The sequence below is a fragment of the Neobacillus sp. DHD-1R genome, assembly GCF_057747995.1.
The window spans coordinates 305,253-330,205 of sequence record NZ_CM173232.1 but is presented as its reverse complement, the minus strand read 5'-3'; the positions used below and the strand labels follow the sequence as shown (position 1 = coordinate 330,205).

At 39.5% G+C, this 24,953-nt stretch carries 24 protein-coding genes, 1 pseudogene and 1 riboswitch; of the genes and pseudogenes, 10 read left to right on the top strand and 15 right to left on the bottom strand.

Features of this window, described 5'->3' with window-relative positions:
- Positions 1-23: 23 nt before the first annotated feature.
- On the top strand, positions 24-644 hold the full coding sequence (locus tag AC3ANL_RS01625; protein ID WP_488327549.1) for a DUF3885 domain-containing protein: 621 nt from the start codon (positions 24-26) through the stop codon (positions 642-644).
- Between the two features lie 243 nt (positions 645-887).
- Here AC3ANL_RS01625 and modA read toward each other — a convergent pair whose 3' ends face one another.
- Complete coding sequence (gene modA / locus AC3ANL_RS01620; protein ID WP_488327548.1) at positions 888-1,664, bottom strand: molybdate ABC transporter substrate-binding protein; 777 nt, start codon at positions 1,662-1,664, stop codon at positions 888-890.
- A 250-nt stretch (positions 1,665-1,914) separates the two neighbouring features.
- Here modA and AC3ANL_RS01615 point away from each other — a divergent pair, with 250 nt between their 5' ends.
- On the top strand, positions 1,915-2,193 hold the full coding sequence (locus AC3ANL_RS01615) for an HU family DNA-binding protein (protein WP_488327547.1): 279 nt from the start codon (positions 1,915-1,917) through the stop codon (positions 2,191-2,193).
- A 208-nt stretch (positions 2,194-2,401) separates the two neighbouring features.
- Complete coding sequence (locus tag AC3ANL_RS01610; protein WP_488327546.1) at positions 2,402-3,370, top strand: NAD(P)-dependent alcohol dehydrogenase; 969 nt, start codon at positions 2,402-2,404, stop codon at positions 3,368-3,370.
- 447 nt (positions 3,371-3,817) lie between these two features.
- Here the strand turns inward: AC3ANL_RS01610 and AC3ANL_RS01605 are convergent, their stop codons facing one another.
- Positions 3,818-4,693 (bottom strand): 5'-methylthioadenosine/S-adenosylhomocysteine nucleosidase, encoded by an 876-nt coding sequence (locus AC3ANL_RS01605; protein ID WP_488327545.1) that lies wholly within the window; start codon positions 4,691-4,693, stop codon positions 3,818-3,820.
- Positions 4,694-4,841: 148 nt separating this feature from the next.
- Positions 4,842-4,945, bottom strand: a riboswitch (purine riboswitch).
- 168 nt (positions 4,946-5,113) lie between these two features.
- The gene (locus AC3ANL_RS01600) at positions 5,114-5,899 is read right to left on the bottom strand and encodes a nucleotidyltransferase domain-containing protein (protein ID WP_488327544.1); all 786 of its coding nucleotides are present in this window, start codon (positions 5,897-5,899) and stop codon (positions 5,114-5,116) included.
- 436 nt (positions 5,900-6,335) lie between these two features.
- Here AC3ANL_RS01600 and AC3ANL_RS01595 point away from each other — a divergent pair.
- Together AC3ANL_RS01595 and AC3ANL_RS01590 are read left to right on the top strand one after the other, a co-directional pair.
- Positions 6,336-6,401: pseudogene (locus AC3ANL_RS01595) on the top strand (YjcZ family sporulation protein); the annotation flags it as partial.
- Between the two features lie 78 nt (positions 6,402-6,479).
- A complete protein-coding gene (locus tag AC3ANL_RS01590) occupies positions 6,480-6,656 on the top strand; it encodes a hypothetical protein (protein ID WP_488327543.1) in 177 nt (58 codons plus the stop codon).
- Positions 6,657-7,455: 799 nt separating this feature from the next.
- Here AC3ANL_RS01590 and AC3ANL_RS01585 read toward each other — a convergent pair.
- Together AC3ANL_RS01585 and AC3ANL_RS01580 are read right to left on the bottom strand one after the other, a co-directional pair.
- Positions 7,456-7,863 (bottom strand): hypothetical protein, encoded by a 408-nt coding sequence (locus AC3ANL_RS01585; protein WP_488327542.1) that lies wholly within the window; start codon positions 7,861-7,863, stop codon positions 7,456-7,458.
- Positions 7,864-8,328: 465 nt separating this feature from the next.
- Positions 8,329-8,982, bottom strand: coding sequence for an AraC family transcriptional regulator (locus tag AC3ANL_RS01580; protein ID WP_488327541.1), 654 nt, complete (start codon positions 8,980-8,982; stop codon positions 8,329-8,331).
- Positions 8,983-9,275: 293 nt separating this feature from the next.
- Between AC3ANL_RS01580 and AC3ANL_RS01575 the strand changes: the two genes are divergently transcribed.
- Together AC3ANL_RS01575 and AC3ANL_RS01570 are read left to right on the top strand one after the other, a co-directional pair.
- Positions 9,276-10,409: an L-dopachrome tautomerase-related protein gene (locus AC3ANL_RS01575; RefSeq protein ID WP_488329641.1), complete on the top strand. Its 1,134-nt coding sequence runs from the start codon at positions 9,276-9,278 to the stop codon at positions 10,407-10,409.
- A gap of 97 nt (positions 10,410-10,506) precedes the next feature.
- A complete protein-coding gene (locus tag AC3ANL_RS01570; RefSeq protein ID WP_488327540.1) occupies positions 10,507-11,022 on the top strand; it encodes a type 1 glutamine amidotransferase domain-containing protein in 516 nt (171 codons plus the stop codon).
- Positions 11,023-11,099: 77 nt separating this feature from the next.
- Here the strand turns inward: AC3ANL_RS01570 and AC3ANL_RS01565 are convergent, their stop codons facing one another.
- Positions 11,100-11,228, bottom strand: coding sequence for a hypothetical protein (locus AC3ANL_RS01565; RefSeq protein ID WP_488327539.1), 129 nt, complete (start codon positions 11,226-11,228; stop codon positions 11,100-11,102).
- A gap of 383 nt (positions 11,229-11,611) precedes the next feature.
- Here AC3ANL_RS01565 and AC3ANL_RS01560 point away from each other — a divergent pair, with 383 nt between their 5' ends.
- Both AC3ANL_RS01560 and AC3ANL_RS01555 read left to right on the top strand, forming a co-directional pair.
- A complete protein-coding gene (locus tag AC3ANL_RS01560) occupies positions 11,612-13,021 on the top strand; it encodes a GH1 family beta-glucosidase (protein WP_488327538.1) in 1,410 nt (469 codons plus the stop codon).
- 54 nt (positions 13,022-13,075) lie between these two features.
- Positions 13,076-13,783, top strand: a complete 708-nt coding sequence (locus AC3ANL_RS01555; protein ID WP_488327537.1) for a GntR family transcriptional regulator — start codon at positions 13,076-13,078, stop codon at positions 13,781-13,783.
- Positions 13,784-13,843: 60 nt separating this feature from the next.
- Here the strand turns inward: AC3ANL_RS01555 and AC3ANL_RS01550 are convergent, their stop codons facing one another.
- From AC3ANL_RS01550 to uidA, 5 genes are all read right to left on the bottom strand, one after another.
- A complete protein-coding gene (locus tag AC3ANL_RS01550) occupies positions 13,844-14,644 on the bottom strand; it encodes a hypothetical protein (protein WP_488327536.1) in 801 nt (266 codons plus the stop codon).
- Positions 14,645-14,807: 163 nt separating this feature from the next.
- Positions 14,808-15,158: a VOC family protein gene (locus tag AC3ANL_RS01545; RefSeq protein ID WP_488327535.1), complete on the bottom strand. Its 351-nt coding sequence runs from the start codon at positions 15,156-15,158 to the stop codon at positions 14,808-14,810.
- A 176-nt stretch (positions 15,159-15,334) separates the two neighbouring features.
- On the bottom strand, positions 15,335-15,871 hold the full coding sequence (locus tag AC3ANL_RS01540) for a GNAT family N-acetyltransferase (protein WP_488327534.1): 537 nt from the start codon (positions 15,869-15,871) through the stop codon (positions 15,335-15,337).
- 62 nt (positions 15,872-15,933) lie between these two features.
- Positions 15,934-16,380, bottom strand: a complete 447-nt coding sequence (locus AC3ANL_RS01535) for a GNAT family N-acetyltransferase (RefSeq protein WP_488327533.1) — start codon at positions 16,378-16,380, stop codon at positions 15,934-15,936.
- A 150-nt stretch (positions 16,381-16,530) separates the two neighbouring features.
- Positions 16,531-18,345: a beta-glucuronidase gene (uidA, locus tag AC3ANL_RS01530; protein WP_488327532.1), complete on the bottom strand. Its 1,815-nt coding sequence runs from the start codon at positions 18,343-18,345 to the stop codon at positions 16,531-16,533.
- A gap of 178 nt (positions 18,346-18,523) precedes the next feature.
- On the opposite strand from uidA, the gene AC3ANL_RS01525 reads away from it, so the two are divergent.
- Positions 18,524-19,741, top strand: a complete 1,218-nt coding sequence (locus tag AC3ANL_RS01525; protein ID WP_488327531.1) for a helix-turn-helix transcriptional regulator — start codon at positions 18,524-18,526, stop codon at positions 19,739-19,741.
- A gap of 874 nt (positions 19,742-20,615) precedes the next feature.
- Here AC3ANL_RS01525 and AC3ANL_RS01520 read toward each other — a convergent pair.
- The 4 genes from AC3ANL_RS01520 to AC3ANL_RS01505 form a co-directional block, all read right to left on the bottom strand.
- The gene (locus tag AC3ANL_RS01520) at positions 20,616-21,176 is read right to left on the bottom strand and encodes a TetR/AcrR family transcriptional regulator (RefSeq protein WP_488327530.1); all 561 of its coding nucleotides are present in this window, start codon (positions 21,174-21,176) and stop codon (positions 20,616-20,618) included.
- Between the two features lie 182 nt (positions 21,177-21,358).
- The gene (locus tag AC3ANL_RS01515) at positions 21,359-22,357 is read right to left on the bottom strand and encodes an MBL fold metallo-hydrolase (protein ID WP_488327529.1); all 999 of its coding nucleotides are present in this window, start codon (positions 22,355-22,357) and stop codon (positions 21,359-21,361) included.
- Positions 22,358-22,413: 56 nt separating this feature from the next.
- A complete protein-coding gene (locus AC3ANL_RS01510; RefSeq protein ID WP_488327528.1) occupies positions 22,414-23,664 on the bottom strand; it encodes an MFS transporter in 1,251 nt (416 codons plus the stop codon).
- Between the two features lie 236 nt (positions 23,665-23,900).
- Positions 23,901-24,827, bottom strand: a complete 927-nt coding sequence (locus tag AC3ANL_RS01505) for an alpha/beta hydrolase (RefSeq protein ID WP_488327527.1) — start codon at positions 24,825-24,827, stop codon at positions 23,901-23,903.
- Positions 24,828-24,953: the final 126 nt, after the last annotated feature.

Genomic DNA, 24,953 nt, shown 5'->3' with positions numbered 1-24,953 from the left:
TCTGAAAAAATGAGGTACGAGAGATGCATGTAAACGACTTTATGAATGAGAAGTTTCCTCACCTGCTACTTGAGCCACCCTTGTTTTATAATTGGGCAATTGGGATTCGGATTGAGTTAGGGATAAATTGGGATAGAGACCATGACGGTGCAAACAGCCCTTATATGAAAGGTGTTTACCACAGGGCAATGACCCTTTTTAAATCCTTACATGCCGATGATGAAGATATGATGGTGGCCGTCAATGTAAATGATTACGGCGCTAATCGGAAGCTAACTATGTTTAAGCAATATGTTCGCGATAAGAATCTTCTCTATCAATTACAGCATACATCTTTTTTTCCTGAAGATAATGACGATAATTCGTACCGAACGCATCGTTTTTTTCTACAATGTAAACCAGCTGACCTTAAATATATTCCCCTGTTAAAAGCCATTTGCAACCAAGATATGGGGATACAACCGAGTATATTTCACGATGTCTTTTTTATAAATCTACAAAAAGAAACGATATTTTATGTTTATGATGATCGAGGCTGCGACTTGCTGGCCGCCTCACCCGAAGCTCTACGAGAGATATATGTTAAATATAACGATTGGATCTTAGATTACGACAGGGCGCAAATTGATCAGGTTTTTAAATGATGAACGGGCAAACTAATCAGTAATGAACTGTCTTTCATTTACCTTAAGAGGTTGCTTTTCCTCATTTCGGGTAATGAAATGGATTTTCATTGACCTAACGTGCTTGTTTTTTCTCTTTTCGGTCAATGAAACGGATTTCCATTGACCGGGCGTCCTTGCTTTTTCTCTCTAAGGGCAATGTAACCCTTTTTCAAGGCCCCTATATAAAAAGAAAAGCCGCCACCATGACAGCTCCTCTTATTTTTATTTAAGATGTTTAAATCCATACTTTTCTAACGTCTTCATGGCTGTTTCATTTTGAAGAAATTCGTAGAATAATTGGGCTTCTTTTGGGTGTTTGCTGTTCTTAATTACCCCTAGGGGATAGATAATCGGCGCGTGCGTTTTTTCCGCTGCGGTTGCGACAATCTTCACTTTTTTCGAAACTAAGGCATCTGTTTTATAGACAATTCCTGCGTCCACATTGTTTGTTTCTACATATGTAAGCACTTGGCGGACATCCTTGGCAAATACCACTTTCGCTTCGACCGCCTTCCAGACATTTAATTTTTCTAAAGTGTCCTTGGCATATTGTCCTGCCGGTACCGCCTCTGGCGTTCCGATCGATAGTTTTTCTGCTTTGGGAAGGTCTTCAAATGATTGGATCCCTTTCGCGGATTCATTTGGTACCACTAACACCAGTTCATTTCCAACTAGATCTGTCCCCTTCGACTTTTCGATTAGTCCATCCTGAACCAATTGATCAAATTTGTCTTCAGCGGCAGAGAAGAAAAGGTCGACAGGTGCGCCCTGAGAAATTTGTTGTTGAAGTGCCCCTGAACCTCCAAAGTTATAATTGACGATCACATTCGGATGTTCTTTTTCAAAGGTGGCTTTGATGTCATTTAAGGCATCCTGCAAGCTTGCTGCGGCTGAAATCGTCAATTCCACTTTCTTATCAGCCGTATCTTTGGTTGAACACCCTGCTACTGCTAGTAAAAGAAGCAGAATCGTATAAAATAAACGATATTGTTTTTTCATTATCCGTCTCCCTTTCGAACTACTTATCTCACATTATAAATAGTTCAAACTAAAGTGACTACAAGAATAATCACATTAATCCTTTTCCCACTCGTTCAAGCTAACCATTGGCAATCTAGTAAGACGCAAAGCAAGGCGTTTTTAATAAAATTTGGAAGAAGATACCCTTAAAACTTGCGAACTAATGTGCGGTGTGGTACAACTAGGATAGGTCCCTCAAGGGATTGAGAGTATTTTAAGGAGTGTTACCATGAATAAAACTGAATTGGTTAGCCAAGTAGCTCAAACAGCTGAGCTTACTCAGAAAGATGCTGCAAAAGCAGTAGAAGCCGTTTTTGATACTGTTTTGGAAGCATTAAAAAACAACGACAAAGTTCAATTGATTGGCTTCGGTAACTTTGAGGTTCGCGAACGTGCTGCTCGTACAGGCCGCAACCCACAAACTGGAGAAGAAATTCAAATAGCAGCTGGCAAAGTACCTGCTTTCAAACCGGGTAAAGCCCTTAAAGAAGCAGTAGCTGGGAAGTAATTCAAAAAGTCGATTCCATTTTGGGATCGACTTTTTGCTTGTTTGAAACACTTTATGAGATGTTTTTGCACTTTCGTCACCTGTCCGTTTCACTACGCTTCCATCTTCTCCTAAGTTTCAGTCTTGAATCTCTTTTATCTTGAATATCTTTTAGTTAGTGAGTTTTTTATGGTATTAAAGAATTAGTTGGAAAGTGGGAGGAATGTTGATGAAAGCAATCGTTTATTCGAAATATGGTCCCCCTGATGTTCTAGAGTTAAGAGAGGTCGAAACACCTATTCCTGAGGACAACCAAGTGCTAGTAAAAATCGAGGCTGCCTCCGTCAATTTTGGTAACCTAGTTCTGTTGAAGGGGGAACCGTTCTTAGCGCGCTTTGCTTTCGGTCTGTTCAAACCAAAATACACCATACCTGGAGGCGACATCGCAGGCCGGGTTGAAGCAGTCGGCAAAAATGTTAAGGAGTTTCAAGTTGGCGATGAGGTGTTTGGAGACTTATCCGGTTGTGGTTGGGGTAGTTTTGCCGAATATGCCGCTGTGCCCGAACAGGCACTCGCATTAAAACCAGCCAATTTGTCCTTTGAGGAAGCTGCAGCGGTACCGATGGCGGGAGTCACCGCCTTACAGGGTCTGCGAGATAAAGGCCAGATTCAGCCAGGACAAAAGGTGTTGATTAATGGTGCCTCGGGCGGGGTGGGAACGTTCGCTGTCCAGATCGCCAAATCCTTTGGGGCCGAGGTAACGGGGGTCTGTAGTACGAGAAACTTAGACATTTTACGGGCGATTGGTGCGGATCATGCCATCGATTATACGAGTGAGGATTTTACGAAACAGACGCAGCGTTATGACTTGATTATTGGTGTGAACGGACATCACCCGCTTTCCGCTTATAAGCGTGTATTAAGTCCTAATGGAACTTTTGTTCATGTTGGAGGTTCTGGTGCTCAAATGTTTCAAGCCATGGTGCTGGGGCCATGGTTTTCAAAGACTGGTACGAAGAAAATGGGAACCATGTTGCAAAGACCTAATTTGAATGATTTGGTTTTTATGAAAGAACTCGTTGAGGGTGGCAAAGTAAAGCCTGTGATTGATCGGAGTTATACGCTGAGCGAAGTTCCCGATGCTTTTAGGTATTTTGAAGAAGGCCACGCGCAAGGGAAGGTTGTTATTACGGTGTGAGTAGGTTATGGGGACAGGGCTGGGGTTGGGGGGCTGGGTTTTGTCCTCATGATGAAGTTATGTGGACGGTGGCGGGCTCGAGTCACCGGATCTTGGTCTCATGAAGAGGTTATGCGGACAGAAGTGTGCTAGTTTCATCGGATCTTGTCCTCATAATGAGGTTATGTGGTTAAAAGTGTGCTAGATTCACCGTACTTTGTCCTCATGACGAGGTTATCGGGACAAAAGTGTGCTAGATTCACTGAGTTTTGTCCTCATAAAATGCTATAGAGGGGAAAAATTACACCATTTCCGCGAATCCCAACGATTTATCAGCGAATTTCTAATTTTATCAGCGATTCCCATACTTTTATCAGCGAATTTGAAGTTTTATCAGCGAATCTAATAAACCTGATTACTCGTTAAATCAAAAAAGAGCTGATAAACAGCTCTCTCGTATTCTCTTATTTACTTTTGTATGGTGGAGATATATTTTTTAACTACCTCGTAAACATATTCTTGATTGGCTGCGGCTGTATTCGGGTTGTATGCTCCACCATTTGTTTTATTATTCGATAGGATTCTAATACCTAGGAATGGTACGTCATATGCTTGGGCGATTTGGGCAACTGCGGCCCCTTCCATCTCTTCGACAGATGTCTCATATTTCGAATGGAACCAGTTAATTCGATCTACTTCATTATTCCAAACGTCTGCTGAGCCGATCGTCCCTTCGACGACCTTACCTAGAGTGTATTTATCTTTTACTGCAATAGCCGCTGCGAGTAAACCCTTATCTCCCTCGAAGTAACGGATTTTTTCAGCATTTGGATCTGATCCGCTTCCTTCAGAAGCCATTAAGTCCATTGGAATCCATTGAGATGGATCCATCCCCTCGTTTGCATTCTTGACTTCTGTTTTTAAGGAACCGATATTGGTCGTTCTTTTTCCTAACACAATATCAAATACGTTTAAATTCGGATCATGTCCCCCAGATGTTCCTTGGTTGATGATCGCGATAGGATTATATTTTTCAATCGCAATGGCTGTAGCCGCTGCGGCATTTTCCATTCCCTTGCCCGTTTTTGCCACGATAACTGGATAGTTATTTATTTTTCCTTTATAAAAAACAAATGTACCTGATTTTTCTACTTTCACTTTTTCTAATTTTTGTGCAAAATGTTCAGCTTCGATTGGCATTGGACCTTGAATGAGGATTGGCCTTTGTGCCCCTTCTACCTTCGTTTCAAATTTTGATGTTGAATTGTATCCTGCAAATATTAATAAGAACAGAACAGCAATCGTTGCTAATGAAGCATATTTCTTCAGCATTTTGTTTTTCATGAAATATTTCTCCCCTTTTCTTGTTGTTTTCAATCACTCGAAAAATTGGATCCAACGAAAATAGCCTAGAAGGTACTGTTTCTACCACTAGGCCTACGAGAGTCAAAGTATTAAAATTTAGCGAATATACTAAATGCAGCGAGAAAAGCTGCCGAATACTTTAACTCGTAGTCCAGTTCTTTCATCGGGAACCAGGTAGAGACGCTCGGACCATATTACCAAGCATATACGAGTAATGTTATGTAATTACTTTGTTAATATAGCAAACATATAGGGGGATTTCAACAAAAATATGAACATTTATTTAAAAACAGTAAATTAACGTTCGCCTTTTAGTTAAAAATTACAGAGATATGGGTGCTCTCGGTAAAAACATAGTACTAATTTCTTAACGTTTGTTAGTAATTAGATATTACCCTATTAGTTCCAAACCTCTTCCAGAGTATCTCTGAATAGCAAATCCAGCTTCGGTGTAAAGTCCGGTAAAGAGATCGTTAGGGTGTTGGTGAATTCACGAAGGCGCGTGATTTCCTCATTTACATAATGGTTGATGACTTCGATTCGTGGTTCCAAATCCAGTTCATCTCCATCCATTTTTCTTTTTAAAAGGATTTGTATTTCATTCTTTATCTCTCCTGCGGGTACTAAAGTCTCCAATAATGTAGGAAATTCCAATGGTGGGAATTCATTGAAATATTCGATCCACTTAGCAGCTAAAACCGGCCTCAACACATAAAAATATTTCTTGATCTTCACTTCGTCCCCTTGCAAATATCCGCGGAAGTTGTTGCTTGCCATATTGAGATAGTGATGAAGGCAAGAATGGGGGGCAAAAATCATTTTGCTAAGCTCCTTCATTTGATCAATGGTGGAAAAAGCTTGATAGTACACAATTCCTGAATAAAGCCATTCCATCAAAGGAGGATTGGATTTGCGAAATAACTTTAATGCTTTCGTTAATTCCCAACCGGTAACATCCAGCATGTCATTGATGGGTAGTTCAATGACATCTCGTTTTTTTCCAACCCCCATTGGGTCAATCGTGAGATAATCATTTTTTTGATGAACATAAATGAATCGGACATCATAATCACTGTCTTTCGAGGGAAACTCCCAAGCCCTGCTGCCGGATTCACATGCATACAGTATTTTAACGTTATAATCAATTTCAATTTTTTTCAGCGTTTTTATAATTGTTCCTTTCATTGTTTCCCTCCGTTCTGAATAAGGGTTAAATCTCATTTCTAATTATCATTCTATTATCAAACCGCCCCGTTAGCAAAGCAGCTATTAAGAATGGGTGCTGGGCCTTCCGCCTAATTTACTTTTAATCAGCGCTTGTCCACTCATTATTATTCTGCGTGCATATATTATTAATGCCACCGATTCACACCATATCGTTACCTCCGCGAAGCGTTTGCAGATGTTGCAGACGCTTTGTTATTTTTTTAAAATATTAAGCAAATCGCTGATTTTCTCCTTCACTATGATGCTTGTCCAATCACCCCTTGTCTTACGGAATATACATACATAGAAGGTGTGTGTTTCCTTCAAATCTTCAAATAGGAGGTGAAAGGTTATGTGGGGATCTTATGGATACGGCGGCGGCTACGGATATGGCGGTGGCTATGGCGGCGGCAGCAGCTTTGTATTAATCGTAGTATTGTTCATTCTGTTAATTATTGTAGGAACATCTTTTATGGGTTAATAATGTAGGTCACAAAGGGCAGATTGTGTTTTAATCTGTCCTTTGTCCTAGGTTTCTGAAAGGAAAGGAGGGTAAATCATGCCATTTTTTGGTTTTGGTCGAAGAGACGTGTTTTTTGACGGCTTTAGAAGAAGACGTTTTTTCCCAGTTGAAATTGAAATTGAAATCGAGAGAAGAAGACGCATTGAAATTGAAATCGAATTCGAGAGAAGAAGACGGTTCGAAATCGAAAGAAGAAGAAGACGCGGATTCTAGCTAAACACCAACGGGATGGTTCTTTTGGCTATTTTTCTTTTTACCAAGGTTTATGACGGCCACAAGAACCGTCCCAGCGGTCTACATATAGCTTATGTTATGGTCCTGACACCATTCTATTGCAATCTCTTTATATCGTTGGTCACGAAATAAATACCATTGCCCTTCAATATCAATACTGTAGTTTAATTGGTTTGCTCATTTTTTCAACATCCTTTCTTTGCTCAATTAGAAACACCCCATAATCTCCAAAAACTCGACCATTCTCTCCAATATTCCCTTTTAACCAAACGTTTGATTAAAAAGGCCATATCCCTTGAAAAATAAGCTTAAACCCCTCTTTTTAGATGAAAAATTTGTTGAAGCCTGTAATGAAAGGACCCATTTAATAGGGTTCTAACGACCACTTACACAAAGCGACATCCTTTCGACTCCAGTCCCTTTAGGCTATACTATTCAATCGTTTGATTAAAACGGCTGTAGCTACTGATTTAACACGATTTTCGATCAAAATTTTGAAAAAAGATTGTCAAATCCCGCAGTTGGATTTCACAGAAAGAAACTCATCCTTCCACAAAATAGGACTGCATTCTCTTGATCTTACATCTTTCTATTCATTTTAACTTTTTTCACCATTATTCAAACGTTTGATTAAAAATGGCCTAATCATGCTTCAACACTGAATTCATCGCTCCGGTCACCTAAAAAAAATGTCAATGGAGGTCTGCTGAAAATTGAATTTATACCACTAGGAAGGTTTAAAAGAGATTAGAATAGACCACAGGAAGCGCCCCATGGTCTATTTACTGGATTTGAATTTTTTAATAAATCGATGCACTAAAGGGGTAACTTCTTTAAATAAAGGTTTAAATTGTTCAGTTGTGGCAACAAACATATCGACCGTTTCCATAAGCAATTCAAAATCCACATTACTAAGAATACTGTCTATCTGATTAAAGGTGGTGTGAGTGCTGGTCTCAGGTTCTTTTCTCCGGGAGCCAAAAAACCAATCATCGATCCGATTTGGTGTATTATGCGCAAAAGCTGATGGCTCTTTTTGTTCGGTTAATTCCTGTGAAGAATGTTCGTCTTTTTTATAAGTCTCTCTGGGCTTACTGTTTCCAAACATAAAACTTGAAAACCGGTCCCTTTCTTGATTCGGTTCCTGTTCCTGTTTCTGTTTATTCTCATGCTCCACCAATGCCATTCTTGTCCTTTCCTTCTTATTCCTTAAGATAAACTATGATTGGATTGGCATCAGGGTGTGGACACATCTACAAAAACTAAAATGCGGCTATTCCTACTGATCGAATTACAGGTTACACGAAGCGACATTCTTTCGACTTCATACCTTATAGGCTATACTATTCAATCGTTTGGTTAAAACGACTGGAACTACTGATTTCACCGTATTTTCAATCTAAGTTATGAAAAAAGAAAGTCGAATTATGCAGATAGTTTTTACAGAAAGAAACTCCTCTTTCCACAAAATGGGACTTATTTATCTTAATCTTACTTTTTACCATTTATTTCTACTCTTTTCTGCATCAATCAAACGTTTGATTAAAAGCGGCCTCACTCCGCGCCAATCCTGAATAATTCCCGCCAACCACCTGAAAAAAATGTCAATGGATGTCTTGGCTGACCACCCGAGCGGTTCCCATGGTATGGCCTACCGATAGGATTTTATGATTTCAAGATACTGAGTATCTCCTAACCCATACGCTTTAAATCTTTCGAGTAGTGTGATCATGAGTTCTTTTTCGGGAACAGCTTGGTGGGTTTGAATATATTGGATAAGCTCACTGTCTTTATTAAGATAATGCAAATATAGCTCAATGCCGTTCTTTAAAGGGTCTGGGTAGCTATGTACAGGCATGGTTTTATCCATCAACACTTGTTTATAAATAAAATCATACCCCTTTGCCTTTAGGGTATACTGGCTCACAGGTTCAAACCGATCCCCGACTATCGTGAGATCAATAGTCCCTGTATACTCTGCTTGATCTAACCAAGCCAGAATGGTCAGGATATTGATTTGACAAAACATATCGGCATCAAACCATAATGCAATGTGAGTAAAATCCCTACTAAAAAGAGGCTGCAATGGCTTTAGCGTGTGTTCCGTATATTGCACGGGCGTTATGTGATGGACCTTCGCACGTATTTCGATGAATTCATCTGAAAATAGATCCTTCCATGTGTCGCCGTAACACATCGCCTCGTTAAAGGGAATCATTAATTCTTTTTCAAGAAAATGTGTTTTTTTGAAAAAGTTATACATCGCTTGACCATTTAGAATATGCAATGTCCGCTTGGGGCTCATCGTTGATCACTCCTGCTTCAGTTGAATTACCTAACATTATAGCAAATCGCAACTGCATACTTATCAAATTTTAGGCATATACATCTAGACAGGAAAATTTAACCTAGAAGGAGGTATGTAGGTTAATGAACCATTTTGATCGATCCAATCATTATCAGTCACAAGTACCAAATGGAATGAATCCTTATCAAACTCCGCATAATCCGCATGCCCCGTTTCAACAACAATATCCGGTTCACGCCCCCAGTCGGAATAACCCTTCCCAACAGGAATCGAAGGGATCCCGGTATGAAATGGTTCTTCATTGGAATCGCTTAAATTGGGACTTCCCTGATGACGTTTTGAAAGAGCAATTTGAAGCAAATCAGTATTGGAAAAAAGCTATGCCGGCCGGAATTAAGGTCGACCAGCAAGGACATTATTACTGTTCCGTGCCACGGTGGGCTCATGGGATCCCTTCTACCATGAACCGAATTGTTTTTAAAAATGGCAAACCTCTTCTCGATGCTTTCCCAAGCTGGGAATGGAATGAGGCCGGGAATGCTCAGGTCCTCCAATCCGTGCTAGGCTATGAAATTGATGAGTATAACCGGATGTGGATTTTAGATCAAGGCAAAATCTCCTTCGGCTCCTCTCCTCCTGGTTCCCAAAAACTCGTCATCTGGGATCTCCATACAAATCGGTTAATCGACTCGATTCCAATTCCAGATGAAATTGCGCCGTATCGTACTTCTTTTTTAAATGACCTAGTCGTGGACAATAGGAATGGATTCGTGTATATGACTGATTCTGGAAATGGCTGGCCCGACCATCTGCTTGATGGTGGGATTATTGTCTATAACATGAACACAAAGGCTTTTCGGAGAGTGCTGAATAGACATTTAAGTACACAAGATGTTCCGGGATTTGTGTTTGAAATTGACACCCGGCCGGCCGTATTTAATAACAAACCTATTAAAATTGGCGCGGATGGGATTGCCTTGTCGGCCGACCGCGCTATTTTGTACTACTGCCCGGTTACAGGTAGAAATTTATATTCGATCGACACCGCCTTGCTGAGAAACTTTAGTACTCCGTTTGAGGAGATAAACAGAGCCGTTAAGCGCTTGGGCAGCAAGGGAACAACAACCGATGGTATGCACGCTGACAATAAAGGTAATGTCTTTTACACGATGCTTGAAGACAAAGGCATCGGAATTTATATGAAAGAAGACGGCAGCTTTCGAAAGTTCCTCTCTGATGATTTTATGCTGTGGGTCGATGGTGTGGCCTTTGATCAAAGAGGTTCGATTATTTTCAATAGTAACCGGCTCCACCAAATGTTTACCCGCGATCAAAAAAGTATTGACTGGAACTACCCCTACAATTTGATTATTTGGAAAGCCTTTGTCGGGACTGATGTGAAATCCTATCTGTATGCCAGGTAATCAGAACTTCATCTATCCTTTTTATAACAGTATTACGTTTTGCCCGTTGTAAAGAAGGGTACTTTAATAGGGAGTCTTAAATAAGGAGATGATTGCTATGAGCAAAAAAATTGCTGTTTTAGTAACGGATCATTATGAGGATTCCGAATACGACGAGCCGGCGCAGGCCTTTAAGGAAAAGGGCCATGAGGTAACTACCATCGAAAAGGAAAAGGGCAAAACCGTGAAGGGTAAGCAGGGCAAGAGTGAAATCGCCATTGATGAAAACATTGATGATGTCTCACCAGACCAGTTTGATGCCCTCTTTATTCCAGGTGGATTTTCGCCGGATCTTCTTCGTGGGGACGAGCGTTTTGTTCAGTTCGCCAAATCCTTTATGGATGCGAAAAAACCGGTGTTAGCGATTTGCCACGGACCCCAGCTGCTCATCACAGCTGAAACGCTTGATGGGCGTGATGTAACGGGGTATAAATCGATTCAAGTCGATTTAAAAAATGCCGGGGCTAATGTGCATGACAAAGAAGTCGTCGTGTGCCAGAATCAGCTGGTCACCAGTAGACAGCCGGATGACATCCCGGCCTTTGTGCAAGAGAGCTTGCGCATATTAGGATAGTATTATAGCGAGGCAGAAGGAACTCCCTTCTGTGTGAATTTTCAGGGACAGAGGAGCAAGTGCTCTGTCCCTTTAACTTACTTATTTTGATTTTCTTGCGCTTTTATTGCGATCTTTTCTAGTCCATTTTCTCCTGCAAATTCCACATCGGCCTTTGGCAATCCTTTTCTATCCTTGCTAAACTTGCTTTTTTTATTTTTAGCCATTTTCCCACCACCCTTTTTAGTTTTTCATCCCAGGATGCCTAGTTATCGGCACCACGAGTTTAGTTTGCTACCTTCTTTTGCAGGGTATGCTAGTTGATTTCCCCCTCCCACTCGGTTGGCAATCCCCTTACCACCTCAAATGTGTCCATCACAACCATTTTTACAACCATAACGACAAATTCCCCACTACTTTCAACAATAATTGGATTTTATTTGGAAATGCGCTAGATTCACTATCCCTCCGCCACCTGCACTAGGTTTCATTCCCCAATAGAGTAGATACTACTGGTAGTAAAACTTTAAAAAAGGGTATATAATTACATTAAATTTGTACCTATAAATTAAATACATTATTATGAATTTTTTCAAATGGAGGGCTATTAATGAAGTTTCCACATGATTTTTTATTCGGGGCCGCTTCTGCTTCTTATCAAATAGAAGGTGCATGGAATGAAGATGGTAAAGGGGTAACGAATTGGGATGTTTTTTCAAAGATTCCAGGGAAAACGTATGAGGGCACGAACGGAGATGTAGCGATAGATCATTATCATCGCTACAAAGAAGATATTAAATTAATGGCAGAGATGGGGCTTGAATCGTACCGTTTTTCCATTTCATGGGCCCGGATTTTGCCCGATGGAGACGGCGAAGTTAATGAAAAGGGATTGGAATTTTATAATAATGTCATAAATGAATGTTTAACATACGGGATTGTTCCCTTTGTGACGCTGTATCATTGGGATTTGCCTGTGACGCTTGAAGAGGATGGAGGCTGGACAAATAAGCGCACAGCTGAAGCCTTCGTTAAGTATGCTGACATTTGTTTTCGGGCATTCGGTGACCGGGTCAAACATTGGATTACCTTTAACGAAACCGTTATGTTTACCGGATTAGGCTACTTAAAAGGAGCGCATCCGCCTGGTATCCAAAACGATGAGAAAAAATACTTTCAATCGACACATTACGTGTTCTATGCACATGCAAAGGCCGTAGAAGTCTATAAAAATCTAAATCATTACGGTGAAATTGGGATTACCCATGTGTTTTTACCCGCTTACAGCGTAGATGATCAACAAGAGAATATTTTAGCGGCCCGACATGCCAATGAATATGAAACATTTTGGTATTACGACCCCATTTTAAAAGGCGAATATCCGGCATATGTGGTCGAGCAATTAAAAGAAAAAGGCTGGACACCAAGTTGGACAGACGAAGAACTAGCTACGCTAAAAAGAAATGCAGGCAAAAATGATTTTATTGGTCTTAATTATTACCAGCCCATTCGAGTAGAAAAAAACCATGAAGCCGTTTCAGCAATGGAACATTCAAGAGAAGCCTCAACGCTGGCACCAGGTAATCCGTCGTTTGATGGCTTTTATCGAACCGTAAAAATGGAGGATAAAACCTATACCAAATGGGGCTGGGAAATCTCTCCGCAAGGCTTTTTAGATGGGCTCCATATGCTAAAAGACCGTTATGGTGATATTAAAATGTATGTAACGGAAAACGGACTGGGTGACGAGGATCCGATCATTGATGGTGAAATTGTCGATGTTCCTCGGATAAAATATATTGAGGAACATTTAAAAGTGGTTAAGCTCGCCATCCAAGAGGGCATCAATTTAAAAGGGTATTATGCATGGTCAGTCATTGATCTTTTAAGCTGGCTAAACGGCTATAAAAAGCAATACGGATTTATTTACGTCGACCACCAGGATCACTTAAACCGAAAGAAAAAACTCTCGTTTCATTGGTACAAGCATATAATTGAGACCAGAGGAGAAGAGTTGTAAGGAAAAGAAAATGTGTCAGAGGGGGTCAGACCCCTCCAATAGTAAGGAGATTATATGGCGGTAAAGTATAAAGAAATTGCGGATTGTTTAGAACGGGACATTCAGAATGGGACATTTGATCAAACCAAAAAGCTGCCGACCGAAGAAGAATTGATAAACAAGTTTGAAGTGAGCCGAAATACGATTCGAAAAGCCATTAATCAGCTGGTCAATCGCGGTTATATCTATCAGGTCCAAGGCAGCGGCATGTTTTTACGGGAAAAATCGGTGACCGATTATATAAATTTAGGCAGCCTCCGAGGCTTAACAAAGGATTTAGATTCAAAAATAATTGAGACCAAAATTTTGGATTTACGTGTGCTAGACGCTGATGAAGGATTAGCAACTCAATTGCATTGTGAAATCGGAACCAAACTTTATTATATTAAGCGGCTGCGAATTGTCGATCATGAACCCTTTTCGATTGAAATAAGTTATTTTAAAAAAGATATTGTCCCCTATTTAAACGAGGACATCGCATCGAGTTCTATTTATCAATACCTCATTGAGGACCTAAAATTGAACATTGGTTTTGCTGACAAAGTTATTAACTGTGAAAAAATTGATGCAGTTAGTGCAAAACTGCTGCACATTCTTCCGTTAGATCCGGCATTGATTATTGAAAATACGGTATGGCTAACGAACGGAACCATCTTTGAATTATCCAAATCTATCTTTCATTATCATAAAGCAAAAATCTTAAATCGGATTAATTTTAAATAAAACCGTAAAGACACGAAGGGCGGTAGGTTGATACCATATCACTTATCGCCCCTTTTAATTTTAAAAATTGAGTCTGCATTGCGTTAAGACTTCGTTTTCAGGAATATTTTCTGTGACTTTAACATTCATTATCTTTACACCCTTTTCAGGTGTATCCGTTAAAGTAAAATTGAATCTGTTAGCAGGACCAGAATGATGGGATGAATAATTTAATGCACTTGCATGAACCATGTGACGTCGAGTATTATCAATTCTTTCGATCTTATCTATTTTGGGACAAAGGATATATTCAGCAAGGTTTGCATCCTTCTCGATATAAGAAAAGTACCGTGAATATAACGTCTCTTCCAACAACTCATCATTTGACGGCCCATCTACTTCATTTTTCCAGCCTACCATTATCCAGTCATACAGTTTTTGTGATTTCAGTCGAACTTTTAGTTTCTTACTTGAATAAATAACCTCCCCCTCAGCCGGTGTGCATGTCCTTGTGTGATTTTCGAGCACACAGTGATAGGCAGGTTCTATAACGGCAACATCCCCATTGGTCATTTTCAATTTCAAAACCGTAGGGATCTTAGGCAGTCTAGACTCCGTTTCTCCTTTCACAGGACTTGATTCGTTAACCCAAGCAATGATTTTTCTTATAACCACTTCTTGATAGCCATCTGTATAGCGAAATATGCGGGCCTCCCCTGACAAACGACTGACTTCCAAAGACATCACATCTCCATTTTTAAGGAGCGGAAGCTGATATTCAGCCGTACTACGTTTAGATGTATCAGGGATCTCAGCACCTGCTACGGGCTCCAAGGAAAGCATTCCAACAACCACCAAGAAACATATGCATATTGATTTCATGACTTTATCACCTTTAGTTTTTACCCTTACTTTCTCCCGTCATGCCAGAGTCATTCATTTCAATTTCATCAACTTCAGAATTCACCAGCTGCGTCAAGCCCTTCAAGGGTATTAACAGTGATGCGCAAGCTTGGGTTCAAGCGCACCTCTCTTGTAAAAGGAGTTAACACTTGCATACCATTAAATGGTTCCCATCCGGATCTTTAAAATTAAACCAATGGTTGTGCTCTATTTCTGTTGTTAATTCGACATTTTTGGCTTTCATATACGCATAGGCTTCTTCTATATTGTTCGTGTCCAAATGAAAAGGTGGAGTTTTGAAGATATTCTCCTCTGAATAAATCTTGCTATCTAATACCATTCCTGTTCCCTGCATAGGTACGATAAATAAATGACCATATAGTATTTCGCCCTCGGCAGGTAGCCCTAATATGTCACAATACCAATTGCGGGCCTCCACAATATTCTTTACTGGGATAAAAATAGTTCCTATTTGATTTAAGATAGGGTTCATAAACAAACCTCCAAAAAATTTGGTAAATATAAAATTTCGCTAAAAAGTAAATATTCCCTTCCTGTTGAACGAAACTACTTTCGTTAGTAAAAAAGCGTTCCTGCTTATTCGCAGAAATGCCCCACCAACTAGTTCTTTACATCTTTTAATGACCATTATGATCAAGCTCATCCAGATTATGACCGTTTTCTGTTCACCCACTCACCCTCCAACATACTCATTTCCCACAAACTCCAGTATTCGTTATCATTTTTACATGTATCTCTATGTAAACCTTCTTTTGTAAATCCTGCCTTTTCGTAACAAGCGATGGCAGCCACATTAAAGTCAAAAACGCCAAGACTTACACGATGTAAGTGAAGTTGATCAAATGCAATTTTAAGGATTTCCGTTATCATTTGCTGACCGATTCCTTTTCCCCTTACATTTTTATCCCCGACTAATACTTTTCCCACTCTTGCGGATTTGTGTTTTCGATCAATTCTCCCCAAAGAGATATGACCTATCACCACTCCAGTTTCTTTGTCTACTATGTTATAAATCAACGTCTCAGAGTGATCCTTATTAGCATTCTCGATGTATTTTGCTAATTGATCTTCGGTTAAAGGATATTCAAATGCTGGACCGCTCCATTGAAGCATAAATTCAGGTGAGTCAACCCATTTCATCAGTTGTTTAAAATCTGATGGTGTAAAATATCTCAATTCAATCATATCCAGTTCTCCTCCCACTTTCTCGCTTTAATATACTCAAGCACCGCTACTTGAACACCCATCTAAAAATTTAATTCCAACCATTCATCCGTTTCTTTAAAGCCAAACTTCTTATACACTGGCCTCCCCATTTTTGAAGCTCCAAGCCAAATTTTTGAAATAGCTAACGCTTTTGCTTCATCCACTAATCTAGTCAGCAAGCTGGTTGCGATTCCTTGACCACGGTAACGTCCATTTGTATACATATTGGCAATATAAGCCCTTTTTCCACTCTTATTGGTATAGGAAGGTGGGAATTCATAAAAAATAATGGCCCCACATGCAATCATTTCTTCGTTATCTTCCACAACCCACTGAATCAAAGAACCATCAGTTAATTTATTTTTAAAGAATTCATATAGTTCCATATCGATGTTTATATTAGGTTCAATTCCCTCATCCGCTAATTGCTTTTTTCTTAACTCCATCAATTCTTCAATATCATCGATCGTCGCTTTACGATAATTCACTGTCCACCACTCCACTCTTAAAATAAATCCTCATAAGTGAATAGTATCTATTTCCCTTCCAAAGATAAAGACACAAAAAAATCATGCTTCAAAAAGAAGGTCGCGGATATGGGCATGCCATATCTACCTCTTTTTGAAGCATGATTAGAATTAGTTTTTATATCCTAGGTTTGGAATGTTATTCCAGCGCTGGCTTAAGTATCGTACGACCATTTTTGGTTCTCGTGCTCTTGTAAAAATACCTTTCTTATTACCTTGAACACGCATGATACCAAATTTCGTTTGGAAATCGGCAAAGTTCCATAATTGTTCACCAACAAAGTTAGGAATTTCATCGAATACCTTACTATTCATGCGATAATAATCTTCTTGATATTCTTCACTAAATGGTTCTCCATATGCACTATGGAATCCTGCCACCGTATCAGCGCCATATTCAGTATACATAATCGGTTTATCCGGGTATTTCTCCTGCCATTCCAAGAGCTCCTGGCGGGTCTTTTCTTCTGCCGTTTTTAGATCACCGGTTTGCACATACCAGCCATAGTAGCGGTTTAATGCAATGACATCAACAAGATCCATACATTTTTCAGCCTTAGGAGGTGCCAACATGATATTTACAAAGGTACAAGGACGTTTTTGCGGATCCAGCTCGCGAGCAAGATTGAATAAAGGTTCAAAGTACTCATGCGATCCTTTTGAATAAGTAGCTGGTTCATTGGCAATGGACCACATGACCACACAGGCATGGTTTTTATCACGATCAATTAATTCACGGATAACCTGCTGGTGGGCTTCAGTCGTTTTCATTATTGTCCACGTATCATCTTCTATTTCTCCGCCCTTTTCTAATATAGACACATCAAAGGAGAAGGTTGCGAACAATCCAACCGCTGGTGTTTCATCAATGACCACAATACCTTCGCGGTCACATAGACGCATCATTTCCTCCGAATATGGATAATGGGAAGTACGGAAGGAGTTGGCGCCCATTTGCTTCATTAAATTGATATCAAGCACATTATAGGCTTCATCCAGACCGCGGCCACGTACGAACGTATCTTCATGCTTACCGAAACCTTTGAAGTAGAACGACTCACCATTGATTAGGAATTTTCCATTCTTCACTTCAATCTTACGAACCCCAAACTGCTCTTCATACACATCTTCTACTTCGCCATTTTTCAATCCTTCAATTCTTGCCGTATATAAATACGCATTCAATGGCTGCCATAAATGAACATCTTCAATTGTAGGAGTGATAGTGGTTCCTGTGCCCTCTGCAACCGTTCTTCCTTGTTCATCGAGAATCGTTACTCGTACTTCATCGAATGATCCAACCGTTTTAACAGAAAGTTGAACCTCGGCTTGTTGCTTGTCCAAATCTACATTAGGCACAATCGCAACATCTTCTATATAGTTAAAAGGAGTGGAATAAATTTTAACAGGACGATGCAAGCCAGCAAAGTTAAAGAAATCAAAGTTTTCATCGACTTTACGGATGATTTTTCCATTTTCATCTTTCGTCTCACTATAATTTCCGACTGGAAGTGTCGTATGATCCAAAAGGTTACTTAAGCGAACCGTTAAACGATTGGCACCTGGTACGATGAAATCATTAATCTCCGCTTCAAATGGAGTAAATCCACCTTTATGATGGGCGATTTCTTTACCATTTAAGTAAACCCATGATTCATGTGTAGCAGAACCAAAACGTACAACAAGTCTTTCATTGCGTAACGCTTTTGCAATGGTAAAGTTCTTTTCATACCATACATATCCGCTATGTTGGCGAATTTCCGTTGAAACTGCTTGATCATTAAAAGAGGCAGGAACGGCCATTACCTCGTCCGTTGGTAACGGTTGATTCACATTTACTTCCTTCACTTCATCATCAATCATAAACTTCCAAACTCCACTTAAATCCATTACAACACGGCTGTCCGTAGCAATTGGATATAACATACGCTCTCTCCTCCATTCATCTAACCTGAAAAATTCATCCCTCACCGAAAAATGTAAGGGCTTTAAATTTATTATAGTGAATCCTTTTGAACATTAATCGTACTATTTTTGCTAGACTAGTAATTATATTGCTATTTTTTAATTTTTTAAGTAAATTAAAAAAGGAAGGTGAATTCTGTTGGAGAAAAAAGATTTTATTAACATTAGCCAAATTTTGCATTCAATTACAAAGCTAGATGTCCGTTTAAATGATCAGGAGGGGCACACCCTTTTTCAATTGATCAACCATTTCATCCCCGTTGTGTTAGATCATCTTGATGATGAGTACGCCCATTTAAATGACATCCTTCATCAGAACCAAGCCAATCACTATTACCACTATACCAATACGTATGGGCTTGAATATATGGCTGTTGGTATTTGGAAAAACCAATCTTTTCATGGCAGCATCCTGCTCGGTCCTTTAATCTCTAAGCTTTCGGTGCTCGATCTGATTAAAGATATTATTTCAAAAAACAATCTCCCAATTGGTGAACGAAAACAATTGGAACAATTCTATCAATCCTTGCCGGTTTTAAGTGAGACGGAATACAAGCATATCGGTGAATTACTGGTGAATTTGTGTGTACATGATTATGTTCAGTCTCAGCAGATTTCCTCTCCTGCCTTGACACCAGCACTAGACCAGCCTCTCCTAAAAATGACTATTGAAGAAAACAAACATATTATCGAAAGTAGATATGAATATCAAAATAGACTGATGGATGCCATCACAAGAGGAGATAAAACAGAAGTAAATCACATCATCAATTTTTCGACTGACATTCTCGAGTTTTCGAACCGAGTACCTGGAAGTCCGATTCGTTCTTCGAAAAATATGGCGTTTGTTTCGAATACTTTATATCGAGTTGCCGCTGAACGAAGTGGCGTCCATCCTGTTTATCTTCACAACATCTCTGAACGATTTGCGATTATGATTGAACGAACGACGACGATTCCCCATTTGAAAAAGTTAATGGTCTTAATGGTGAATGAATATTGTGACCTCGTGAACACTTTTTCAACAGGGCATTATAGCCCAATTGTGAAAAAGGCAGTCGATTATATCCTGCTGTATTTAGGAAATCCCTTAACACTAAAGCAAATTGCCGAACAAATACACGTCAATCCTTCCCATCTTTCACGGAAATTTAAAGAGGATACAGGAATGACCATTACTGAATTTATTAATCAAAAGAGGGTGGATGAAGCAAAGTTATATTTGCAACGTGGGAATGGATCCATTACAGATATCGCCTTTTTGGTGGGATTTAATGATTTAAATTACTTTAGTAAAGTATTTAAAAAGTTAACGTCGGTCACCCCGTCACAATATGCGAAACGGAGAACTAGGTAGAAAAGTGTTTAATTGTCTTTTCCATATACGAATTCACAAGGTAATTCTCAATGGTGGAAATAATTATTGGATGCTATGTGAAATTGCTATGTTTTATAGTGTGAATGGTTACAAGGGTTATCGTGTTGGCTACCTGAATTTTTTCAATTTAATCTCAGTCGTCAATTAGAGCTATTGAGGACAAAAACTGCCATGAAACGAAGAAAGATGTCCTCAATAGAGGACTATTGAGGACAAACCTCGCATGGGTAGCGGGGAAACTGTCCTCAATAAAGGCTATTGAGGACAAACCTCGCATGGATAGCTAGAAAAATGTCCTCAATAAGGGCTATTGAGGACAAACCTTGCATGGATAGCTAGAAAAATGTCCTCAATAAGGGCTATTGAGGACAAACCTCGCATGGGTAGTGGTGAAAATGTCCTCAATAAAGGCTATTGAGGACAAACCTCGCATGGGTAGCGGGGAAACTGTCCTCAATAAAGGCTATTGAGGACAAACCTCGCATGGATAGCTAGAAAAATGTCCTCAATAAGGGCTATTGAGGACAAACCTTGCATGGATAGCTAGAAAAATGTCCTCAATAAGGGCTATTGAGGACAAACCTCGCATGGATAGCTAGAAAAATGTCCTCAATAAGGGCTATTGAGGACAAACCTTGCATGGGTAGCTAGAAAAATGTCCTCAATATGGATGGAGGCGCTGGCGAACAAAGACTTATTTGAAATGTCCCGTGAATTTAGTGATAAAAAACTTGCGAATTAAATAGTGTTTTAACTTGTGTTTTAATGTTTTGCACCTCACAAGTAAACCCGTTAAAGTTTTCCTGGAGTTTGTTCATTTTTGACAAAGGGACTGCGAGTGGTGATTTATGAATTAATCATTCTTCATTAGATTAGGTAATAGCTGCAAAACTGACTTTAGTGGGTCGCTTGCTTTTTGGGTTATACACAGCATAATTGCCCCCTCAAGAGAAGCCGTCATCATCACGGCAAGGGAATGAGCCGTTTCTTCCGAGAAGCCATCTGCCGCTAATTTACTCGAATAAATCGTTTGCATCTTTATGTAATGATCCAAACAAGCCTGTCTGACAGATTCACTTAATGCCCCCATTTCGCTCACGATGCTGCTAAAGGTGCAGCTGGTAATGCTACCTTCTCGATCGAAGACGCCTATTAATTTTTCAATCATCCTCTTTGTGGCTTCTTGAGCCGTGGGATATTGTTTATATATATCCTCGATATCGGTAATAATCACATCACTCACGGACTGCAGGCATGCAATAAGTAATTCTTCTTTTCCATTTGGAAAGTGGTGATAAAATGAACCTTTTGAAAGCTTACATGCTGTTAAAATTTCCGTTACTCCTACACCCATATATCCTTTTTCCTGAAAGAGCGCTGTCGCGATGTCGATGATCATTGTTTTTGAATCCATTCTGTTGAAAACCTCCTCCATACCGATCGGCTTTGGTTATTACCCTATCTTAACATAGCATGAAAAGGAGCTGATAACATCAGCTCCACTGGTATCCTTATCGTATGGTTCCTCTACCATACAATGTCTTAGCCCACGTCTTTCCATCAGAGGCAGGCTAAGCTGTGCCTGAAATGATAGATTTAGGGATTAATCACAAGGCCATCCTCAGCAGCGATAATTTCCCCTTTAAAACCTGCATCTGAAAATACCTTTGAAATACTTTCCATATCTTCCTTACCCAGGCCAAGATGGGTTAAGACAACTTTTTTCACTCGTGAATCTGCCGCCATTTTGGCAAGGTCTTCTGTAGTAGCATGAGATTGCTTTAAGCTTTTCTTTAAATTTTCCCGGGCTTGTTCGGGTACGAATGAAAAATCACTTGTTAACATTCCATCGATCACTAGAATATCTGCTTTCTTTGCAAAAGGTGCAAATTTATCAGTATATGTTAAATCACCTGATACAACTACACTATGGCCTTTTGCATCAAAACGATATGCATATGTTGGAATTGTATGTGGGACAGGGATTGAGGTAATTTTCACACCATCGAGATGAAAACTATATTTATCCTCAGTTAAATCTTTAATACTCACATTTGTTAAAAGTCCATCTTTTGGCCAGCCTAAACTAGCACGATACTCTAAATCAGTCTTAAAGAAATTAACAGTAGTATCATAAAGTTCTTGGACTTGAGGTCCTATTAAATTAAGGGAACGCCTTCCTGTAGGTCCTTGCCAACCATCAATAAAAAAGGTCCAAAATCCGCCATTATGATCAACATGTTGATGGGTAAACAACATATTTGTAATTCTTTCTGCAGGCAGGCCAATCTTTAATAGTGTACCAGTTGCATTTTCGCCACTGTCAACTAAGAAAAATTTATCCTTAAATTGGACTAATGTGCTTGGTGCTCCGCGGCCAATCTCCGTTTTTGGATTACCAGATCCAACTGTCACGACTCGAAAACCGTCAGGAACTGATTCAAATACAGAGTGTTTTTCTTTACTGGCACTAGTTTGGGAACTACCACTTTTATTTTGTTGAAGTTTTTTATCAGCAGAAGCTGATTTACTTTGACCACAGCCACTCATTAGCATAACAATTAATAAGACAAAAAATAAAAGTTTTCGGTTCACCAATTCGACTCTCCTTCGAAAATTAAAGTATATTGAAATGTAATTAAGAACGAAATCTATACTTGGAAATTAGTTTTTCCTTTTTGCTCTGATGCTAAAACTTTCGACGGTACTGTTTCTTTGAAGAAGCATGTGAATAGGAGAGCCAACACAGCCGCACCAGCAGCTACCAATAATGGTGTTTGAATTCCATACATGTCTGCTAAAGCACCATTCACCATTGGATTTAAGAATCCGCCGATTAACTCACCAATACCGATTGTTAAACCGATTGCCAGACCTGAGTATCTTAATGGAACAGACTCAACTGGAATAACGGACATCGACATACCAATTACACCTGAACCAGCTGAACCGATGAATAAAAGTACCATCATTAATGGAATTGAATCCACGTAGACGATCGCTAGTGGTATGAGAATTAACAACAAGCCAGAAACTAACGAAGCTGGTTTACGTCCAGTACGCTCTGAAATGGTGGGAATTAAGAAACCGAAGATTGCATAGCCAACTCCGAATGAAGCCATAACGAAACTCATTGTTGTTTCCGATAATCCTTTTGCTTTTACTAAATAGGTGGGTCCAAAAATTTGGAAGGCCATAAGGGTTGTCATCACTAAGCTGAAAACCACAATCGATAACCAAATATTACGGTGCTTCAGAACATCCTTCACTTTCACTTTTTCAGTCGATTTTATCGTATGCATCGCATGAAATTTTGCTGGATCTGGATTTTTAACTGATTTGAAGATGACAAAGCTTAAAATAATTCCTGGAATAATCGTTAAATAGAAGGCAGTATGCCAGTCAAAATTAGTTGCTAACGCAACGATGACTACCGGTGCTAAAATACTACCGAATAATGCGTTACTTGTGTTCATGGTGAAACCTAAGTTAAAGCCTTTCCGACGCTCCGACGATTCCATTGCTAAAATCGATTGTGTTTGCGGAATCATTGGACCTTCTACAATACCCATTAATAGACGTAAGACGAATAACATGGCAAATGATTGTGCTAACCCGTGCGCTAATGAAACAACCGAGAACGCTAATACTAAAATGGCCAACATTGATTTCTTACTCTTCACTTTATCTGAAATGAATCCGCCCAATGGACCAGATACTGACCATGTTAACGCAAGAGCTGCTCCAAGTAAGCCTAATTGCGTGTAGTTTAGTCCTAAATCTCTAGAAATCATTGGAAATAGGTAGTTAATTGCTAAACGATCAAAGAAGACGAATCCAATTGTGAAGAAGACAATTACTACTAACTTATTTTCATAGGTCCAAAACTTTTTCTTTTCCATAACATAAAACACTCCTTTTAAAATTTAACTACAGTTCTGAATATTTAGAATATTTGTTGTAGTTCTATTCCATCCACCTTGATGTCATTGTTTCAAATGTCCATTTTCATCTCTTAAAGCAATGAACCGCAAATTTTAAATTCTTGAAAGCTAAATAGGAAGTGATCAAACGCTTTTGCCTTTGTACCTGCCGCGATGACCACTTCCTAGAAATGTCTGTTAACCTATCAAATTGTCTATTTAGAACTTAAAAATTCCGCTGTCCGTTTATAAACATCCTTATATTCATCAAGATGTGTGAATTTACCTAAGAAGCCATGTGTAGCCCCTTCATATCGTTTTGTTTCAACAGGCACGCCGCACTTTTTTAAATTCTCCGCAAAGAGTTCCCCTTCATCTCGCATCGGATCATATTCTGCTGTGATGACAAGGGCTGCTGGAAGATTTTCTAAACTCTCTTCTCGAATTGGTGAAACAAGCGGATTATCCGTATCTACATCTCCAATTAAATAGAAGGAGTTATACTCCGCTAATTGATCGCTTTCTACGAAATAGCCCTTTCCATTTTCCACCTGTGATGGGTAACGAAATTCACTGACATCAAGGTCTAAGGATGGATAATATAGAACTTGTTTCGTAATCGCAAATTCCTTTTTGTCACGGGCCATTAGTGAAACAGCTGCAGCTAAGTTACCACCCGCGCTGTCCCCTGCAACGGCGAGGTTTTGCCCATCCCATTTTAATTCGTCCTTATGCTCAGCTGCCCATTTTGTTACATTATAGCAATCTACTAACGGCGCAGGAAATGGGTGTTCAGGAGCAAGACGGTAACCTACCGAAATGACTTTATAACCGGATTCCAGGCAGATCGGGCGAACAATTTCATCATGACTTTCTAAAGTTCCTGAGAAAAATGCGCCACCGTGGAAATACACGAGAACTGGATAAGCATCTGCTTCCTTCGGCGTATAAATTCTGACTGGGATATCCGCTTCAGCCGTCGGAATGGTTTTTTCTTCAACTGAAAATACTTGTACACGTTGTTCAATGGGTAAAATCGGTGCATCGAACATTTTTCTATGCTCTTCCGGAATAATTTTCAGTTTCGTATCGGATTGTGGAATGAAATCTAGAATCTTTTTTATCTCGGGATGTACAGGCATCTGTGCTAACCTCCGTATTTCAATTTTTTCCTTATTTGACTAGGTTATAGACTGAAAATTATAATCAATATCAATATTCTGAAATATATTAAGATAATTCGGTAAATCCTATTTTGGTTTCCCTGA

Bases quoted from the DNA above. Each gene is read 5' to 3' on its own strand.
- AC3ANL_RS01625 (WP_488327549.1), top strand. From the start codon at position 24: ATGCATGTAAACGACTTTATGAATGAGAAGTTTCCTCACCTGCTACTT.
- modA (WP_488327548.1), bottom strand. From the start codon at position 1,664: ATGAAAAAACAATATCGTTTATTTTATACGATTCTGCTTCTTTTACTA.
- AC3ANL_RS01615 (WP_488327547.1), top strand. From the start codon at position 1,915: ATGAATAAAACTGAATTGGTTAGCCAAGTAGCTCAAACAGCTGAGCTT.
- AC3ANL_RS01610 (WP_488327546.1), top strand. From the start codon at position 2,402: ATGAAAGCAATCGTTTATTCGAAATATGGTCCCCCTGATGTTCTAGAG.
- AC3ANL_RS01605 (WP_488327545.1), bottom strand. From the start codon at position 4,693: ATGAAAAACAAAATGCTGAAGAAATATGCTTCATTAGCAACGATTGCT.
- AC3ANL_RS01600 (WP_488327544.1), bottom strand. From the start codon at position 5,899: ATGAAAGGAACAATTATAAAAACGCTGAAAAAAATTGAAATTGATTAT.
- AC3ANL_RS01590 (WP_488327543.1), top strand. From the start codon at position 6,480: ATGCCATTTTTTGGTTTTGGTCGAAGAGACGTGTTTTTTGACGGCTTT.
- AC3ANL_RS01585 (WP_488327542.1), bottom strand. From the start codon at position 7,863: ATGGCATTGGTGGAGCATGAGAATAAACAGAAACAGGAACAGGAACCG.
- AC3ANL_RS01580 (WP_488327541.1), bottom strand. From the start codon at position 8,982: ATGAGCCCCAAGCGGACATTGCATATTCTAAATGGTCAAGCGATGTAT.
- AC3ANL_RS01575 (WP_488329641.1), top strand. From the start codon at position 9,276: ATGGTTCTTCATTGGAATCGCTTAAATTGGGACTTCCCTGATGACGTT.
- AC3ANL_RS01570 (WP_488327540.1), top strand. From the start codon at position 10,507: ATGAGCAAAAAAATTGCTGTTTTAGTAACGGATCATTATGAGGATTCC.
- AC3ANL_RS01565 (WP_488327539.1), bottom strand. From the start codon at position 11,228: ATGGCTAAAAATAAAAAAAGCAAGTTTAGCAAGGATAGAAAAGGATTG.
- AC3ANL_RS01560 (WP_488327538.1), top strand. From the start codon at position 11,612: ATGAAGTTTCCACATGATTTTTTATTCGGGGCCGCTTCTGCTTCTTAT.
- AC3ANL_RS01555 (WP_488327537.1), top strand. From the start codon at position 13,076: ATGGCGGTAAAGTATAAAGAAATTGCGGATTGTTTAGAACGGGACATT.
- AC3ANL_RS01550 (WP_488327536.1), bottom strand. From the start codon at position 14,644: ATGAAATCAATATGCATATGTTTCTTGGTGGTTGTTGGAATGCTTTCC.
- AC3ANL_RS01545 (WP_488327535.1), bottom strand. From the start codon at position 15,158: ATGAACCCTATCTTAAATCAAATAGGAACTATTTTTATCCCAGTAAAG.
- AC3ANL_RS01540 (WP_488327534.1), bottom strand. From the start codon at position 15,871: ATGATTGAATTGAGATATTTTACACCATCAGATTTTAAACAACTGATG.
- uidA (WP_488327532.1), bottom strand. From the start codon at position 18,345: ATGTTATATCCAATTGCTACGGACAGCCGTGTTGTAATGGATTTAAGT.
- AC3ANL_RS01520 (WP_488327530.1), bottom strand. From the start codon at position 21,176: ATGGATTCAAAAACAATGATCATCGACATCGCGACAGCGCTCTTTCAG.
- AC3ANL_RS01510 (WP_488327528.1), bottom strand. From the start codon at position 23,664: ATGGAAAAGAAAAAGTTTTGGACCTATGAAAATAAGTTAGTAGTAATT.
- AC3ANL_RS01505 (WP_488327527.1), bottom strand. From the start codon at position 24,827: ATGCCTGTACATCCCGAGATAAAAAAGATTCTAGATTTCATTCCACAA.